This is a genomic window from uncultured Paracoccus sp., assembly GCF_945915435.1.
Classification (GTDB): Bacteria; Pseudomonadota; Alphaproteobacteria; order Rhodobacterales; family Rhodobacteraceae; genus Paracoccus.
In genome coordinates this window covers 1-18,178 of sequence record NZ_CAMEFG010000034.1, presented here as the reverse complement: position 1 = coordinate 18,178, position 18,178 = coordinate 1, and the positions used below count along the sequence as shown (strand labels likewise).

At 67.0% G+C, this 18,178-nt stretch carries 14 protein-coding genes; 8 read left to right on the top strand and 6 right to left on the bottom strand.

Features of this window, described 5'->3' with window-relative positions; all coding sequences use genetic code 11:
- The first annotated feature begins 118 nt into the window (after positions 1–118).
- The 8 genes from Q0O97_RS11950 to Q0O97_RS11915 all read left to right on the top strand — a co-directional run bounded on the left by Q0O97_RS11950 (position 119) and on the right by Q0O97_RS11915 (position 11,109).
- Positions 119–2,431 (top strand): FepA family TonB-dependent siderophore receptor, encoded by a 2,313-nt coding sequence (locus Q0O97_RS11950; RefSeq protein WP_294929371.1) that lies wholly within the window; start codon positions 119–121, stop codon positions 2,429–2,431.
- Between the two features lie 158 nt (positions 2,432–2,589).
- Complete coding sequence (locus Q0O97_RS11945) at positions 2,590–4,227, top strand: amidohydrolase (RefSeq protein WP_294929368.1); 1,638 nt, start codon at positions 2,590–2,592, stop codon at positions 4,225–4,227.
- A 68-nt stretch (positions 4,228–4,295) separates the two neighbouring features.
- Positions 4,296–5,888, top strand: a complete 1,593-nt coding sequence (locus Q0O97_RS11940) for an ABC transporter substrate-binding protein (protein WP_294929365.1) — start codon at positions 4,296–4,298, stop codon at positions 5,886–5,888.
- A 66-nt stretch (positions 5,889–5,954) separates the two neighbouring features.
- Entirely contained in the window at positions 5,955–6,890 is a 936-nt protein-coding gene (locus Q0O97_RS11935) for an ABC transporter permease (protein WP_294929362.1), read from the top strand.
- 3 nt (positions 6,891–6,893) lie between these two features.
- A complete protein-coding gene (locus Q0O97_RS11930; protein WP_294929359.1) occupies positions 6,894–7,715 on the top strand; it encodes an ABC transporter permease in 822 nt (273 codons plus the stop codon).
- Positions 7,712–8,629, top strand: a complete 918-nt coding sequence (locus Q0O97_RS11925; protein WP_294929356.1) for an ABC transporter ATP-binding protein — start codon at positions 7,712–7,714, stop codon at positions 8,627–8,629. Before Q0O97_RS11930 ends, Q0O97_RS11925 begins: the two co-directional genes overlap by 4 nt.
- Positions 8,626–9,576 (top strand): ATP-binding cassette domain-containing protein, encoded by a 951-nt coding sequence (locus Q0O97_RS11920; protein WP_294929353.1) that lies wholly within the window; start codon positions 8,626–8,628, stop codon positions 9,574–9,576. The genes Q0O97_RS11925 and Q0O97_RS11920 overlap by 4 nt, the downstream gene beginning before the upstream one ends.
- 6 nt (positions 9,577–9,582) lie before the next feature.
- On the top strand, positions 9,583–11,109 hold the full coding sequence (locus Q0O97_RS11915; protein WP_294929350.1) for a M81 family metallopeptidase: 1,527 nt from the start codon (positions 9,583–9,585) through the stop codon (positions 11,107–11,109).
- A 146-nt stretch (positions 11,110–11,255) separates the two neighbouring features.
- Here the strand turns inward: Q0O97_RS11915 and Q0O97_RS11910 are convergent, their stop codons facing one another.
- From Q0O97_RS11910 to Q0O97_RS11885, 6 genes are read right to left on the bottom strand one after another with little or no spacing between them, the layout of a single operon-like run.
- Positions 11,256–13,205 carry a 3'-5' exonuclease gene (locus tag Q0O97_RS11910; protein WP_294929347.1) on the bottom strand — a complete coding sequence of 650 codons (1,950 nt, stop codon included), beginning with the start codon at positions 13,203–13,205 and terminating at the stop codon, positions 11,256–11,258.
- Positions 13,199–13,570 carry a response regulator gene (locus tag Q0O97_RS11905; RefSeq protein ID WP_294929344.1) on the bottom strand — a complete coding sequence of 124 codons (372 nt, stop codon included), beginning with the start codon at positions 13,568–13,570 and terminating at the stop codon, positions 13,199–13,201. The genes Q0O97_RS11910 and Q0O97_RS11905 overlap by 7 nt, the downstream gene beginning before the upstream one ends.
- On the bottom strand, positions 13,570–14,067 hold the full coding sequence (locus tag Q0O97_RS11900; RefSeq protein WP_294929341.1) for a hypothetical protein: 498 nt from the start codon (positions 14,065–14,067) through the stop codon (positions 13,570–13,572). The genes Q0O97_RS11905 and Q0O97_RS11900 overlap by 1 nt, the downstream gene beginning before the upstream one ends.
- A 7-nt stretch (positions 14,068–14,074) precedes the next feature.
- A complete protein-coding gene (locus tag Q0O97_RS11895; protein ID WP_294929338.1) occupies positions 14,075–15,886 on the bottom strand; it encodes a DUF294 nucleotidyltransferase-like domain-containing protein in 1,812 nt (603 codons plus the stop codon).
- 55 nt (positions 15,887–15,941) lie between these two features.
- Positions 15,942–17,753, bottom strand: a complete 1,812-nt coding sequence (locus Q0O97_RS11890) for a sodium:solute symporter family protein (RefSeq protein ID WP_294929335.1) — start codon at positions 17,751–17,753, stop codon at positions 15,942–15,944.
- 13 nt (positions 17,754–17,766) lie between these two features.
- Positions 17,767–18,024 (bottom strand): DUF4212 domain-containing protein, encoded by a 258-nt coding sequence (locus Q0O97_RS11885; RefSeq protein ID WP_294929332.1) that lies wholly within the window; start codon positions 18,022–18,024, stop codon positions 17,767–17,769.
- Positions 18,025–18,178: the final 154 nt, after the last annotated feature.

The following is an 18,178-nucleotide window of genomic DNA, read 5'->3' as shown; positions in this document are numbered from 1 at the left end:
CAATAGACGAGTTTTTTACTCAACAACCGTGCGCGCCGCCCGTCCGGGTGCTTGAAGGCGCCAACAGCTCGCCACTCACGCCAGCCATCCGACTTCATCTTTCAGCAGGAGAATCAGGATGGCGATCTCGCATTCGCGCCTGGCGTCGGGAACGGCGCTGTCTCTCGTCATGTCATGTGCGCTCTTGGCCGGTCCCGGCTGGTCGCAAGCCGTCACCGAGGACGACCAACCCATCGCAACCGAAGCCAGCGACGTGATCGTCCTGGACACCGTCGTCATCACCGCCGAGGAGCAGGCCAAGCAGGCGCTTGGCACCTCGTCGATCTCGGCCGAGGATCTCGAGAAACAACCTGTCGTCAACGACATTTCCGAAGTCGTCCGCCGGATGCCGGGGGTGAACCTGACGGGCAATGCCGCGTCGGGGCAATATGGCAACAACCGCCAGATCGACATTCGCGGCATGGGGCCGGAAAACACGCTGATCCTGATCGACGGCAAGCCGGTGCTGTCGCGCAACTCGGCCAAGATGGGGCGCGCGGGCGAACGCGACACGCGCGGCGATTCGAACTGGGTCGCCCCTGAATTGATCGAACGCATCGACGTGCTGCGCGGGCCCGCTGCCGCGCGTTACGGTTCGGGCGCATCGGGCGGGGTGGTCAATATCATCACCAAGCGGCCCGATACCTTCACCGGCTCGGTCGGATTGTCCTATCACAAGCCCGAAAGCTCGCTGGAGGGCGACAATATCCGCAGCAACTTCCTGCTGGCAGGTCCGGCGGGCGAACACCTGACCTTCCGCCTGACCGGCAACTTCAACAAGCAGAACGGTGATTCACCTGAACTGAACGACGACGCCACCGACAGCGAAACCGCCCCCGCCGGGCGCGAGGGCGTGACCAACAAGGACATCGGCTCGCTTCTGACGTGGAACCTCGCCGAGGGGCATGAGGTCGATTTCGAACTGAACTTCTCGCGTCAGGCAAACGTCTATACCGGCGAACGCGGCACCGGCGGCTCGGGCGAGCCGGGCAGCGTGACCGACGATCTGGCGCAGGAACGTGCCACGACCAGCCGCATCTACCGCCGCACGCTGGGGCTGACGCATCGGGGCGAATATGATTTCGGGGAATCGGTTTCCTATCTGCAATGGGAAAACACCCGCAACGCCTCGATCTGCCGCGGCACCGCCGGGGCGGGCGAAGGATCGCCCACCTTCTGCGAGGACAGCGACGGCGACGGCACCAACGACAGCTATCGCTTCGACACGGTGACGCTGGACAACATCATCGGCAAAAGCGAGTGGATCCTGCCGATGGCCATTGCCGGGCGCAACCAGACCATGACGCTTGGCGCCGAAATCCGCCACGAACGGATGAGCGATCCGACAACCAACCTGCTTCCCTCGCCCGAGGGCGATCCGACCGATGCGCCCAGCAAGACGGACCAGACCAACCTGGGCCTTTATGCCGAAAGCAATATCGAGTGGAGCGAGCAGCTTACCCTGACCCCCGCCCTGCGCCTGGACTGGGCCGACACCTATGGCTTCAACGCCAGTCCCAGCCTGAACGCGACCTATGCCTTCAACGACGAATGGCAGATGAAGATGGGCGTCGCACGGGCCTTCAAATCGCCCAACCTGTTCCAGTTGAACCCGAATTACCGCTATACCTCGCGCGGGAACGGCTGCATGCGTGTGGACGACGAAGACACCCGCCCGCCCTATGGCGGCAGCGCGGGCGAAAACACCTGCTATATCTACGGCAACCCGGACCTGAAGCCCGAAACCAGCATCAATGCCGAAATCGGCCTGGCCTATGACGGGCTGAACGGCATCGCGGGGTCCTTCACCTTCTTCCACAACGACTACAAGAACCGCATCGCGGCGGGCGACACGCTGATCGGCTACGATCCCATCGACGGGCGGCGCATCTTCATCTGGGACAATACGCCCAAGGCCGTCGTGCAAGGGCTGGAGGGCAACTTCTCGACCCCCCTGGGCGAGAATTTCGCGCTGAACGTCAATGCGACCTATATGCTGAAATCCGAAAACAAGGAAACCGGCCAGCCCCTCAGCCTGGTGCCGAAGCACACGATCAACGCCTCGGTCGACTGGTTCGCGACGCCCGACCTGACCTTCACGCTGGCCGCGACCAACTACGGGCGGATCAAGCCGCGCACGGTCAACACCTCGACCGGCGAGCCTTACGACCGCATCGTCGAGCGGCCCGGCTATACGCTGTTCAACCTCAGCAGCCGCTGGCAGATCAACGACAACGCCGTGCTGTCGGCGGGCGTGAGCAACCTGTTCGACAAGGAAATCTACCGCACGCAAACCAGTTGGGACCCGGACACGGGCGCAAGCATCAGCGACGCCAATACCTTCAACGAGCCGGGGCGCGCGTTCTACCTGTCGCTGCAACAAAGCTTCTGACGAATCAGGGGATGCCGCCTTTTGCAGGCGGCATCCTGACCTGGCCGGACGCATGGGGTGGTCCGGCCTCTCTTGACTCCGGCGGGCGGAAGCTGGACGATTATGTCCAGACAATCAACCGAAGACATCGGCACCGCCGGGGGAAGAACACCACCATCATGACAGTCAGGATTACTGCCAGTCTCGTGCTGCGGCGGGGCAAGATCTGGCCCGGTTTCGGGGCGCCGGTCGTGGAATCGCTGGCGATCAGCGGCAATCGCGTGCTGGCGCTTGGCGATGACGACCACATCGCGGCGCTGATCGGGCCGCAGACGAAGGTGGTCGATCTGGGCGGGCGCTTCGCCTGTGCGGGGCTGAACGACGCGCATCTGCATCTGGTCTCGACCGGGCTTCTGCGCGGGCAGGTCGATGCCACGGTCGAAGCCGCGCCCACCCGCGACGCGCTGATCCGCGCGCTGCGGACCCGCGCCGAACAGACGCCCAGGGGCGAATGGGTGCGCGCGCGGGGCTTTGACCAGACGCGCTATCCCGACGGGTTGATGCCGACCGCCGACGAACTGGACGCCGCCCTGCCCGACCATCCGGTTTCCGTCACGCGGGCCTGCGGGCATGTGACCGTCGCGAACTCGGCCGCGCTGAAGCTGGCGGGGATCGGTCCCGACACGCCCGACCCCGACGGCGGCGTGATCGGGCGAGAGGGTGGACGGCTGACCGGCATGCTGGCCGAGAATGCGCAGAACCTGGTCTATGACGTCCAGCCAACGCCCTCGCTTGACGAACTCATCGACGCGATCGAGGCGGGCGGGCAGCACCTGGCGCAGTTCGGCATCACCTCTTGCATGGATGCGGCGACCGGGCAGATCGACGGCATGGCCGAGATCCGGGCCTACCACCTCGCCCTTCGCGACGGACGCCTGCCGGTGCGGGTCTGGGCGACGCTGCTGGGCGATCCGGGTTCCTCCATCGTCGAGCCTTGCCATGAGGCCGGCCTTGTCACCGGGGTGGGCAACGACATGTTCCGCATCGGCGGCGTCAAGATCTTCACCGACGGCTCGGCCGGCGGGCGGACGGCGTGGATGAAGCAGCCTTACGCGGGCCAGCCCGGCAATACCGGCGTGCAGATGCTGTCGGACGAGCGGCTGTTCGAACTGGTCGACCGCTATGCCGGCATGGGCTACACGATGGTCTGCCACGGGATCGGCGATGCCGCCATCGACCAGTTGGTGCGCGCCTATGAACGGGTGCGCGCGGCCAATCCCGGCGACACCCGCCGCCACCGGATCGAACATTGCGGCTATGTCGATGACAGCGTGAACCAGCGGATGCTGAAAGCGGGGATTCTGCCCGCGCCGCAACAGGCCTTCATTCACGACTTCGGCGATGCCTATATCGCGGTGCTGGGCGAGGCGCGCGGCTTGCGGTCCTACCCCATCGGGACATGGGACCGGCTGGGGATGAAGCCCTCGACCGGCAGCGATTCCCCGGTCTGCTCGCCCAACCCCTTCCCCGACCTGCACGCGATGCTGACGCGGCAGACGCACAAGGGCACGGTCATGGACGCGAGCGAGATCCTGTCGCCCGAGGCCGCCCTGCGCGCCTATACCGAACACGGCGCATATTCGCAGGGGGCCGAGCATATCAAGGGACGGCTGGAACCGGGGATGCTGGCGGATGTCGCGGTCTTTTCAAACGACTTGCTTACGGCGGACCCGTCGGTCATCCTGCACGACACGCGCTGCGAGATGACGGTCCTGGACGGGCGCATCGTCCACGACAGGATCGGCGCCGGGGCCTGAACGTCCACGCGGCCACGAACAAGAAGGCGCGGGCAAGGGCTTGCGCAGACAGCAGGGAGAGACGAAGCATGCTGACCAGACTTGGCCTGACGGCGGCGCTTGCGATGGGGGCGGCGACTGCCGCGCTGGCGCAGGACGCGACCCCGCGCGCGGGCGGCACATTGGTATTCACCGCGCCCTACGGGTCGTCGGTCGGATCGCTGGACATTACCGCGACGCCGCACACGCAGGATGAAATCTTCTCGCGCGCGGTCAACCGCTCGCTTTATTCCTGGAACCCGGAAACCGGCCAGCCCGAGCTTGCGCTGGCGGAATCGGTCGAGGTGTCCGACGATGGCCGGACCTATACCTACAAGCTGCGCGAGGCGACATTCCACAACGGCGACACGCTGGACGCCGACGACGTGATCTGGAGCTATAGCCGCCTTGCCGACCCCGCCAAGGGCCTGACCGGGGTCGAGAAGATCCTTGGCATCGAAGGCGTGGCCGCCGTGCAGGCGGGCGAGGCCGACGAGATTTCCGGCCTGAAGAAGATCGACGACATGACGGTCGAGATCACGATGACCGACCTTGCCGATCCCGGCTGGGCGCTGATGTCGAACTTCGCGCCGATCTACAGCAAGGACTATCCCGAGGATCAGCTTGCCTCGCGCCCCAACGGGCTGGGACCTTTCAAGCTGGTGCGCTACACCCCCGGATCCAAAGCGGAATACGAGCGGTTTGACGATTATTACGAAGACGGCAAGCCCTATCTGGACCGGCTGGAGATCATGATGATGGGCGAGGCCGCCGCCCGCGACGTGGCATTCCGCAACGGCGAGATCGACGTGAACGTGCTGGGTCCGGTGCAATACGAAGCTTACGGCCAGGACCCCGCCTTGCAGGACAACATCCTTGAGGTGGCCGAGGTCTACACCCGCAACATGGGCCTGAACCCGAATTTCGAGCCTTTCCAGGACAAGCGCGTCCGGCAGGCGATCAACCACGCGATCAACTCGGAAATCATCATCGACCGGCTGCTGAAGGACAAGGCGTATCGCGCCGTGTCCTGGCTGCCCGTGTCCTCGCCCGCCTTCGACGAGGGGGCCGAGCCTTACGCCTACGACCCCGAGCGCGCCGCCGAACTGCTGGCCGAGGCAGGCTATGAGGACGGGTTCAGCTTTGCCGTGACGGCGACCTCGAACGAAAGCTGGGGCGTGCCGATCATCGAGGCGATCATCCCGATGCTGGCGCGCGTGAACGTCACCGTGACCACCGATCCGGTCGATTCGCCGGTGCTGTCGGACAAGATCATCTCTGACGATTACCAGGCCTATATCTGGTCGAACACCTCGGGTCCCGATCCGCTGGACGAGCTGAAATGCTTTCATTCCAGCACACCGCAGAACGCCTGCAACTACGTCAAGTTCTCGAACCCCGAATTCGACGCGCTGCTGGACCAGGCCGCGAACGAGACCGACGCCGAGGCGCAGAACGACCTTCTGCGGCAGGCCAACAACCTGCTGCAAGACGAGGCGCCGGTCTGGTTCTTCAACTACAACAAGGCGGTGATGGCCTATCAGCCCTGGGTCCACGGCCTCCAGCCCAATGCGATGGAACTGGCGATCCAGGATTACGCCGACCTGTGGATCGACGAAAACGCGCCCGCCGCGCGCCAGTGACGCCCGGCCGGGCGGGGCCACTGACCCCTGCCCGGCCTGCTTTGAAACGAAAGGGCGGGTCTGACGATGCTGCATTTCATCCTGCGCCGGATGCTGCAAATGATCCCGACGATGCTGGCGGTCGTGCTGATCGTCTTCGTGATCTTCAGCGTGGTTCCCGGCAGCTTCATCTCGGGCCTGATGTCCGAGGGGCGCAATGCCACCAACATCCAGGCGATGCAGCACCTGAACGCGCAATTCGGGCTGGACCAGCCGGTTCCCGTGCGGCTGTGGAATTATGTCACCGGGCTGCTGCAAGGTGACCTGGGCATTTCCTACCGCACGCGCGAACCCGTCTGGAACGTGATCGAGCCGCGGCTCTGGCCCTCGATCAAGCTGGCGCTGATGGCGATGGGGCTGGCGGCGGTGGTGGGAATTCCGCTGGGCTTCATGGCCGCCCTGCGCCCCGGCAGCATCTTCGACAGCGCCACGATGGTCGTCGCGGTTTCCGGTCTGTCGCTGCCCGAATTCTGGTTCGGCCTGCTGCTGATGTATGTCTTTGCCCTGCAACTGGGCTGGCTGCCCAGCTTCGGCTATCAGCCCGGCAGCTTGCAGCACATCATCCTGCCCGCCATCGCGCTTGGCGTGTCGCCGATGGCGCTGCTGGCGCGGACGACGCGGGCCGGGGTGCTGGACGTGATGAACGCCGATTTCGTGCGCACCGGCCGCGCCAAGGGCCTGTCCGAGCCGCGTCTGGTCAAGGCCCATGTCGCGCGCAACGTGCTGGTGCTGATCCTGACCACGATGGGCTTGCAGATCGGCGCGATGATGGGACAGGCCATCGTGATCGAAAAGCTGTTCTCATGGCCCGGCATCGGCTCGCTTCTGGTCGACAGCGTGGCGACGCGCGACATCCCGGTGGTTCAGGGCGCGGTGCTGGTGATCGTCGTCTGGTTCCTTGTCATCAACATGCTGGTCGATATCGCCTATGCGGTGATCGACCCGCGCATCAAGGTCGGCTGAACCATGCGGCTTCGCTTCAACTTCACCCTTGGCCTCGTGCTGGTCCTGACGGCGGTGGTCTGCGCGCTTGGGGCGCCGTGGCTGGCGCCCTTCGACCCGATCCTGGACGCCGACCTGATGAGTTCGGAACTGCCGCCCGGCGGAGGGCACCTGATGGGCACCGACGGGCAGGGCCGGGACGTGTGGTCGCGGGTGCTTTACGGCGCGCAGGTCTCGCTTGCCGTCGGGGTGATCTCGCAGGTCATCAATTCCTGCATCGGGACGGCGCTTGGCGTCTCGGCGGGCTATTTCGGCGGCTGGTGGGACGATCTGGTCAACGGGCTGACCAACGTGATGCTGGCGATCCCCTCGCTGGTCTTTGCGCTGGCGATCATGGCGGTGCTTGGGCCGGGGCTGCCCAGCCTCTTGATCGCGCTTGGCCTGACCAACTGGTCATGGACCTGCCGGATCGCGCGCTCGTCCACGCTGTCGCTGAAGAACCAGGGCTTCGTGCAGGCGGCCAGGACGGCGGGCTTCGGCGATCTGAACATCATGCGCACGCAGATCCTGCCCAACATTCTGGGGCCGGTGCTGGTGATCGGCACGCTTGGCATCGGCAGCGCCATCCTGGCCGAGGCCGCGCTGTCCTTCCTTGGCATCGGCATCCGCCCGCCGCAACCAAGCTGGGGCAACATGCTGTCGGATGCGCGCGAATTGATCCGCACCGCCCCCTGGGCCGCGATCTTTCCCGGCCTTGCCATCTTTGCGACCGTGCTTGGCTTCAACCTGCTGGGCGACGGGCTGCGCGACATGCTGGACCCCCATATGCGCACGAGGAAGGCATGAGCGATCACCTGCCCGACCCGATCCTTTCGGTCCGCGACCTGCGCATCTGCGCCGCCCGGCAGCACCAGATCCTGCACGGCGTTTCCTTCGACATCCTGCCGGGCGAGACCTACGGCCTTGTCGGCGAATCCGGCAGCGGCAAGAGCGTGACCGGCCTTGCGGTCCTGGGGCTGCTCAAGCGCCCGCTGGCGGTGAACGGCGGCGCGCTGTATTTCAAGGACCGCGAGCTGCTGAAACTGTCCGCCCGCGAACGCCGCCGCCTGCGCGGCGACCGCATGGCGATGGTGTTCCAGGAACCGATGACGGCGCTCAACCCGCTGGCCACCATCGGTCGCCAGATCGCCGAGATGTTCGTGATCCACCGCGGCATGGGCTGGACGCAGGCCCGCGCAAAGGCCGTCGAGGCGCTGGAGAACGTCCGCGTCCCCGCACCCGAGGAACGCGCCCGCGCCTATCCCCACCAGCTTTCCGGCGGCATGCGCCAGCGCGTGATGATCGCGATGGCGCTGGCCTGCCGCCCCGACCTGCTGATCGCGGACGAACCCACCACCGCGCTGGACGTGACCGTTCAGGCGGGCGTGCTGGAACTGATCGCCGATCTGTGCCGGGCCGAGGGCACGGCGGTCCTGCTGGTCAGCCACGACCTTGGCGTGATCGCCAACATGTGCCAGCGCGTCGGCGTCATGGATCGCGGGCGGCTGGTCGAGGAACAGGACACCCGTGCCCTGTTCGAAAACCCGCTGCACCCCTATACCCGTGGCCTGCTGGCCGCGCGCCCGCGCCTTGGCTCGCGCATCGCCGGCCAGCGCGGGCGGCTGACCGAACTGGATCAGGTCGTCACCGCCAGCGACCGGGGCCGCGATGCGCCCACGCTGGTCACCCCGCGCGGCCCAAGGGAAGAGGTGACGGCATGAGCGCACCGCTTCTGGAAATCCGCGACCTCTCGGTCCACTTCACCCTGCCCCGCCAGACGCCCTTCGGCCCCAAACGCATCCTGCGCGCCGTCCAGGGCGTGAACCTGACGCTGAACGAGGGTGAGTGCCTGTCCATCGTCGGCGAATCCGGCTGCGGGAAATCGACCACCGCGCTGACCGTGATGGGATTGCAGGAACCGACCTCGGGGCAGGTTCTCTACCGGGGCAAGCCGCTGGCCGGGCCGGGGGCGCCGGGGCGCAAGGAACGCGCGCGGATCGCGCAGATGGTATTCCAGGACCCCTATGCCTCGCTGAACCCGCGCCAGACGATCGGAAGCACGCTGGCCGCGCAACTGGCGCTGCACGGGATCGCGCGCGGGTCCGAGGCCCGCGACCGCGTCGCCGACATGCTGACCCGCGTCGGCCTGCAACCCGACCACGCCGGGCGTTTCCCGCACGAGTTTTCCGGCGGCCAGCGCCAGCGCATCGGCATTGCCCGCGCGCTGATGCTGGACCCGCAGATCCTTGTGCTGGACGAACCCGTCTCGGCGCTGGACGTGTCCATCCAGGCGCAGATCATCAACCTGCTGATGGACCTTCAGGAAAGCATGGGCCTGTCCTACATCATGATTTCACACGATCTTTCCGTGGTGGAACATGTCAGCGACCGGGTGGCGGTGATGTATTTCGGCCGCGTGGTCGAGGAAGGCGGCTGGCAATCCGTTTTCCAGCGCCCGACCCATCCCTATACGCGCCGCCTGATCGGCTCGGTCCCCGATGCCGAAGCGATCCTGACCGGCGCGCGCAGGGTCCCCGACCCCGCGCCGATACCCGAAGGGCGGCGGTTTTCGCCCGATATCTCGGCCCGGCCCGATCCTTCGGATATGCCCGAGCCAAGCAGCCTGACCGAAATCGGACCCGGTCACCGCGTCCGCCTTGCCGACTGATCCGACATGTCCTTTACCGTCCTGACCGCCGAATTCATGCACGAAAGCAACACGTTTTCGCGCTATCGCACCGACCTGCCGCAGTTCGAGATAGACACGCTGCATTACGGCGAGGACGCCATCCGCGCCCGAAGCGACGCCAATACCGAGCTTGCGGGTTTTCTGGACGTGGCGCGGCCCGCGGGCTGGCGCGTGATTCATGCGGTCTCGGCCCATGCGGTGCCCGGCGGACAGGTGACGCGCGGGGCCTATGACCATATCGCCGGGCGGATCGTCGCCGCCGCGCAGGCGAACCGCGACCGGATCGACGGGGTGTTGCTGGGCCTGCACGGCTCGATGGTGCCCGAGTTCTGCGAGGATGGCGAGGGCCACCTGCTGGCCCTGCTGCGCGCCCGGCTTGGCCCCGATATTCCCATCGCGATCACGCTGGACCTGCATGCGATGGTGTCGGGCGCGATGGTTCGCGATGCGCAGATCGTCGTTTCCTACAAGACCTATCCGCATGTGGACATGCGCGAGGTGGGCGCGCAGGCCGCCCGCATCCTTGGCCGCGCGATGGCGGGCGAGATCGCCCCCCGCACCCTGCGCACCCATGTGCCGATGCTGGACGAGGCGAACGCGGGCCGCAGCGACATCCCCGCGACGCGGGCGCTCTACGACCGCGCGCGGCAGGCCGAGGCGCAGGGGCTGCTGGCCGTATCGGTCAACGCGGGCTTTACCGGGGCGGATGTGTCCTGCGTCGGCCCGACCGTGCTTGCGAGTTACGACAGCCGCGACCCGGCGGCGCGGGCGATGGCGCAGGCCGTGACCCGCGAAATCGCCGCGCAGATATGGGAGGGGCGGCTGAAGAAGCTGGACCCTTTCCTGAACGTGGATCAGGCCGCCGCCGAGGCGCTGGCGTGGCGCGGTCCGCGCCCGCTGGTCATCGCGGATTACGCCGACAACCCCGGCGCGGGGGCCTATGGCGATTCGACCGCGCTGCTGAAAGGCTTGCTGGACGCGGGCGTCACCGGCGCCGTGCTGGCCCCGATGGTCGATGCCGGGGCGGCGGCCCTGCTGCATCGCCACCGCGAGGGCGACACCGTGACCCTTGCCCTTGGCGGCAAGGGCGACCCGAATTTCGGCGGCGGCCCGCTGAAGGTGACCGGGGTGATCCGCAAGCTGTCGGACGGGACCTATACCGGCGACGGGCCGATCCTTGGCGGGCTGGCGCACAGCTTTGGCCCGACCGCCGTGCTGGATGTCCGGGGCATCGAGGTGCTGGTCACCAGCGAGGCCGAACAGATGCGTGACCTGCAACAACTCCGCGCCTTCGGGATCGAGCCGACTGCGCGCCGCGTGCTGGCGGTCAAGTCGATGCAGCATTTCCGCGCCGCGTTCGAGCCGGTGGCGGGCAAGGTCGTCCTGTGCGATTCGGGTGCGCTGGCGACGCCGCGGGCCGAGCGGCGGCCCTATCGCCGCGTGCCCCGCCCGCTGTGGCCACTGGACCGCGACTTCCAGCCGCCCGCCTTCGATTCGCCCACCCGCACCTGACCGGCGGGCAATCGGGCGGCGGTCGTGCCCGATCCGCCAGCAGTCGCGGGCGGGCGTAGAATGCCTGCACAACGCCGGGCGGCAGCGTCGCATGGGTATTTGCATGATGAAGAAAGGGGGGCGTTTTCGCCCCGTCGCGCGCGCGATCAGGTCGCTGGCGTCGCGGCGGCGGAATCGGCATCCGCTTCGTTCGCATCCTCGATCAGCCGGCGGTGGCGGCGGGATTCGGCCAGGACATCCTCGATCCGTTCCAGCCCGCGCGCCTTCAGCGCGGCGACCAGGCGCAGGTAGGCCTGGGCCGTGGCGATGGTGTCGCCCATCGCCGTGTGGCGGTCCTCGGGCGGGATCACGATGTCCAGCCTTTCGGCCAGCGCATCCAGCGAATGGGGTGCGGATCCGCCCCAGACCATTGCCGACAGCAGCACCGTATCCAGCACACGATTGTCGAAATGCGCCCCCGTCTCGGGCGCGGCGCGGCGCAGGAAACCCATGTCGAAGGGCGCATTATGGGCGACCAGAACGGCGTCCTCGGCAAAATGGCGAAAGGCGGTCAGCGCGGCGGTCATGTCGGGGGCGCCCGCGACCATCGCATCGGTGATGCCATGCACCGCCGTCGAGCCGGGCGGGATCGGGCGGCCCGGATCGACCAGCGTGTCGAAACGCTCGCCGGTCAGGCGGCCCCGCGCGATGCGGACGCCGGCGATCTGCACGATCCGGTCGGTGGCGGGGTCCAGCCCGGTGGTTTCGGTGTCGAAGACCACGCAGGTCAGGTCCGCCACCCGCGACGAGGCCGCGCCGCGCCGCGACAGCGCGAAATCATAGGTCAGCCCGGTGCCCCCGGGACCGCCGGTCGCGACGGGCAGCGGCAGGACCAGGCGGGCCTGTTCCCCCTGCGCCTCGGGCCAGATGCCGGTGGCATGGGTGGCAAGGATCTCGTGCCCGGTCAGTTCGGGCTGCGTCGAATCGGGCGGCTCGGCAAGCCAGTCCTCCAGCCGGTCCATCGGCACGGGCGGGCCGGGCCAGACCAGCAGCAGGCGGGCCTCGGTCCCGTCGGGTTCGACGGCAAACCGGGGGGTGATGCCGCCTTCGCGCAGGCGCCGGTCCAGGTGGCGCAGCAACCCGTTCAGCCCGGCGGCATCGGCCAGCAGCGCAAGCGCGGGCTGGCCGGGCGCAAGCTCCAGCCCGGCGGCCAGTTCGTTCAGCCCGGCGCGTCCCGGCGAGGCATCGCCGCTGACCGCCTCGGTCAGGCCGCGCAGGGCATTGGCCAGCCCCTGCCCCTCGGCCCGGATCGCCTGCGCGAGGGCGGGCGGGATCGGCCCGTCCAGCGCGTCCAGCATCGGCACGAGGGTCGAGGCATGGCGACGCAGCGCCTCGATCCGGGCGTGGGGCGCGGGACGCTGCGCGGGGCGGTCGCGCAGGATCAGCAGCATGCCGCCGTCGATGCCGCGCATCCGCCCCCACAGCCGTTGGCCGCCCGAGGTCAGGCAGGTCATATCGGTTGCCGCCGCCCCCGCCGCCAAGCGCGCGGCGGCGGCCTCGATCGCGCCGCCGGGCAGGTGGCGGTCGATCGGGCGATCCAGCGCGATACCCGGCAAGAGGTTGCTGGCCGAGGCGTTGTAAAAGACCACCCGCCCCGCTGCATCCGTCATCACCGCGCCCGCGCCGATATCGGCGAGGATGGCCTCGAGCGTCTCTTTCTCGCGTTGCAGGTCGGCGGCGTGTTCGGTCACGGCCTCGGCCAGCGCCTCGGCGGAACGCGCCCGCGCCTCGGCGGCATCGCGAGCGGCGGGACCGAGATCGGCCAGGTAGCGGGCCTCGTCGATCTGCGGGGTCTGGCCGGTGCGCAGCCCGCCTGCCAGCATCTCGATGGGGCGGGCGACGTTGCGGTCGAAGAGGAACCAGACCCAGACGGCGATCCCCAGCGCCCCGAAACCCGCGATCAAGGCCGCCAGCACCAGCGCGTCGATCACCGCCGCGCCCGAGGCCAGGCTTTGCCCTGCAACCCACAGCCCCAGCGCCAGCAGCGCCAGAACCCCGCCCGCAAGCCCCGCGAAGATCAGCAGGACGCGGGTCCGCAGCGACAGCCGCGTCAGCATCGCCCGTCCAGAAGCCGTGCCAGTTCGGCACGCAGCTCGGACAGCTCGAACGGTTTGGCGATGAAGCCGTCCGCCCCCAGCGCCATCCCCTTGCGCCGTTCCACGGCCGAGCCGCGCGCGGTCATCATCAGCACCCGCACATCGTTCAGGGCAGGATCGGCGCGCAGATCCTGCAAGATCTGATAGCCCGAGACCTGGGGCAGCATCACGTCCAGCAACACCAGATCGGGCGGGCTGGCGCGAATTTCATCGACCGCCCCGGCCCCCGTGGCAAGACGCCGGTGATCGTGGCCGTCGCGCGTCAGCAGGAAATCCAGCGCGATGGCGATGTTGTCCTCATCCTCGACCACAAGGATCCGCGCCATCAGCCTTGCCCTTCGCAGACGAGGGTCCATGCCGGGTCTGATGGGCCGGAGGGCATCCATTCGCCCCGCGCCGGGCGGATCATGCCCCTTGCGCAGTCGAATTCCTGCGGCACGATCACCGTGGGACCGCGGCGCTCGACCAGCCTGATCTCGGCCCGGCGGGTGCCCGCGGGCAGGTCGGAAACGCTGGCGGGGTCCAGTGCGGCAAAGCGGGTCTCGACCGGGGCAAGGTAGGTCCAGGGCGCCCAGGGCTGACTGTCGCGCCCCACCAGCAGGATATGCGAACCCGGCGGCAGTTGCGCCGCCTCGTGGTCATACCAGGCGTAGTCATACCAGATCGAATAGGTGACCATCGCCAATCCGATTCCGGCGGGCAGCAGCCAGCGCGCGGGCGTCAGCCCCAGCTTGCGCGCAAGGTGCATCCCCGCATAAAGCAGCGCCGCCGCCCCCACGCCGACCGCGATCACGCCCAGCAGTTCGACCCCGATTCCGGTCATGTCCACCTCATCCCAACATTCCCTTGCCGTGGCCTAGCGCGGATTGCATCCCGCGCACCACCACGAAAGCATCGCGCAGATGGCTGCGCTGGAAATCGGGCAGATCGGCGGGGGCCAGGTGGTTGCCGGGCCGTTCACCCGCGCGGACCTGTGCGGCCTGGTGTTCAAGCCGCGTGGACTGGATCAGGTCATAGGCCGCGATCAGATCCCCCGCGCCGCGCCCCGAGATCACGCCCGCCGCCTGCGCCTCGACCAGCCGGGCACGGGTGTTCACGGCAGTCGCCTGCCCCTGCAACGCATAGACGCGGGCCAGGTCGGCGACCGGCACGACGCCGTTCAGCTTCATGTCGATCCGGTTGCGATGCTGGCCCGAGCGCGCCGTCGAAAACCCACCGATCAGCCCCAAAGGCGGGCGATGCTTGAGGGCGTTCGCAATCATATGCGCCATGAAGATCGAATTCTTCGACGCCATCGCCAGGGTCTGGGCCTGAAGCCCGTCCAGCAGCGCCGCATCGCCCCTTATCGCCCGCAGGTCGAACATGACCGAGGCCAGCATCTGCGCCTCGGGGCTGGGATGGGCGATCCAGTCGCGGAAATATTCCTGCCAGACCCGGCGCGGCTGGCGCCAGCGCGGGGTGATCGCCATCATCTCGCCGGGGCAATAGACATAGCCGCAGGCGTTCAGCCCATCGCAGACGAAACGCGCCAGCTCGGCAAACCACGGATCAAGCGGGTCGCAATCGTCGCCAAGGATCAGGCAGTTATCCTGATCGGTCAGGCCGGTCTGTTCCTGCCGCCCCTGGCTGCCGCAGGCCGCCCACAGCCAGGGGCCGGGCGCCGGGCCAAGCCGCGCCTCGGCCATGACCAGCAGGCGGCGGGTCACGGCATCGGCGATATCGGTGATCATGCGGGTGATGGTTTCGTGCCGGTAATTGCCATTGACCATCTGCATCAGCAATTCGGGGATGCGCGCCGTCGCGCCCGCCATTCCGGAGATATCGGCCGATTGCGCGATGTCGCGGATCAGGGCCGAGGCCGACAGCGCCTGCACCCGCGTCAGGTCGGTCTGGCTGACCATGCCGACAAAGCGGCCCTCGCTGACCACCGGCAGATGGCCGATGCGGCGTTCGAGCATGATGCTCAGCACGTCATAGCCCAGTTCAGTGGGTGAAAGCGTGATCGGATCGGGCGTCATCACCCGGCTGATCGGGGTGTTCACGTCCAGTCCCTCGGCCACGACGCGGCTGGACATGTCGCGAATGGTGACGATACCGGCCAGCCGCCCGCCGTCCACGACGCCGATACTGCCCGCCCGGGCATCGCGCATGGCGCGGGCGGCATCCATCACCGGCGTATCGGGCGCGCAGCTTAGCGGAGCCGTCCGCCCGATCAGGTCGCCCACCTTCAGCACCGCCAGGTCGTTGCCGCGCGGGCTGGCCAATGCGCCCCGGTCGAAGAAACGCGCAACGGCGGGATAGGCGTCGATCAGCCGCATCAGCTCGGCATGGGGCAGCATCAGCACGGCGGCGTCCTGGGTGGCCGTCGCGGTCGTGACCGCCACGCCGTCGCGCAGCAGTCCGCGTTCGCCAAAGGAATTGCGGCTGTGCAGTTCAGAAACGCTGTCGCCCCCCGCGTCCGAGATCCGCACGACCCCGCTTTCGATCAGGAAGATGCCGGGCAATGCCTCGCCCTGCCGATAGATCTCGCTGCCCGCGGGCCAGGTTCTGCGGCTGAAGGAAGTGGCGACGCGCGCCAGTTCGTCCCGCGGCAGAGAATCGTAAGGGTGAACCGAGGCGATGAATTCGGCGATATCGGTCATGGTCCTGCCCCCTGGGTGAAGGCCGCGCCCCGAATCATGGGGCGCGGCCGATTTTTCAGTGGCTGTGGGCCGCACCGGCGCCGCGCGGGACGCGGATCGATTCGACCAGCTCCTGCACCTCGGCGGGCGGTGCCTTGGTGGCGCTCGACACCAGGTAGGCCACGCCGAAGTTGATCAGCGCACCCACCGTCCCGAAGGACGCGGGCGAGATGCCGAACAGCCAGGCGTCAGGCGTATCGGGCAGCATGTTGGTGCCCGCGACGAAGAACCAGCCCTTGTAGGTGAAGATATAAAGCACCGTCGCAACGACGCCCGCCAGCATCCCCGCGATCGCACCTTCCTTGTTCATGCGCTTGGAGAAGATGCCCATCATCAGCACCGGGAAGATCGAGCTTGCCGCAAGCCCGAAGGCCAGCGCCACGGTCTGCGCCGCAAAGCCCGGCGGGTTCAGCCCCAGGATGGTCGCCACCAGGATCGACACCCCCATCGAGATACGGGCCGCCAGCAGCTCGTTCTTTTCGCTGATATTGGGGTTGATCGCGCCCTTGATCAGGTCATGGCTGACCGCGCTGGAAATCGCCAGCAACAGGCCCGCAGCCGTGGACAGCGCCGCAGCCAGGCCACCCGCCGCGACGATGGCGATGACCCAGCCCGGAAGGTTGGCGATTTCCGGGTTGGCCAGAACCATGATGTCGTTGTTCACGGTGGTCAGTTCGTTGCCGACAAGGCCCTGTTCCTCGATGGCGGCGGCCAGCGGTTCGTTCCCGGCACCGGCTTCGTTGTAATACTGGATCAGGCCGTCGCCGTTCTTGTCCTCCCACGCCAGCAGGCCGGTCTGGCCCCAGGTCCGCATCCATTCCTTGTCAGGATCGTTCTCGATGGCTTCCAGCGAGACGGCGGGCTGGCTGAAGGTCTCGCCCGTGGTCGCGCCCGGCCACATGGTCGTGGTCAGGTTGAAGCGCGCCATCCCGCCCACGGCGGGCGCGACGGTGTAGAGCAGCGCGATGAAGACCAGCGCCCAGCCCGCCGATTTGCGCGCATCCGCCACCTTCGGCACGGTGAAGAAGCGGATGATGACATGCGGCAGGCCCGCCGTGCCGATCATCAGCGCCATCGTGAACAGCACCATGTCCAGCGTCGAGCCATGATGCCCGGTATAGCTGTTGAAGCCCAGATCCGTCACCACCTGGTCCAGCGTGGCAAGGAACTTGCCGCCATCCGAACTGAGCGAGCCGAACAGCCCCGTCAGCGGCAGCACATGGCCGGTCAGTTGCAGCGAGATGAAGACCGCCGGGATCGTATAGGCGATGATCAGCACGACATATTGCGCCACCTGCGTATAGGTGATGCCCTTCATGCCGCCCAGAACCGCATAGCAAAAGACCAGCGCCGCGCCGATCCACAGCCCGGTCGAGTTCGAGACCTCGAGATAACGCGAGAAGGTCACGCCCACGCCGGTCATCTGCCCGATCACATAGGTGATCGAGATCGCCAGCAGGCAGATCACGCCGACGATGCGCGCAGTCTGCGAATAGAAGCGGTCGCCGATGAATTCGGGCACGGTGAACTTGCCGAACTTGCGCAGGTAGGGCGCAAGCAGCATCGCCAGCAGCACATAGCCGCCGGTCCAGCCCATCAGGTAGGCCGAGGTGTCGTAACCGCCGAAGGCCAGGATCCCCGCCATCGAGATGAAGCTGGCCGCCGACATCCAGTCCGCCGCCGTCGCCATGCCGTTCATCACCGGGCTGACGCCGCGGTTCGCGGCGTAGAATTCCGCCGTCGATCCGGCGCGTGCGTAGATCGCGATCCCGATGTAAAGGGCAAAGGACGCCCCGATCACCAGAAGGTTGAGGGTAAATTGACTCATCTATCCATTCCCCTCACTCTTCCACGCCATATTCGGCATCGAGTTTGTTCATGCGCCACGCATAAAAGAAGATCAGCACGATGAAGGTCAGGATCGAGCCTTGCTGCGCGAACCAGAAGCCCAGATCGGTGCCGCCGATGGTGATGCCCGAGATCAGCGGCCGCAGGATGATCCCGAAGCCGTAGGACACCAGTGCCCAGATGGCCATGCAGATATAGATCAGCCTCAGGTTCGCCTGCCAATAGGCATTCGATGATTGCTTGTCACTCATGTCCGTCAGTTCCTCCCTGTTCAGACAAGTCTCTGTCCGCCTTTCCTTGAAACAATGTGCATCCCGATCCTCCGGCGGTGGGGCCGGGATGCGCTTCCTGCGTTCCCCTCACTCCCTGTTCATTCTGTTTTCGATCAGTTCGTCGACGACGGCC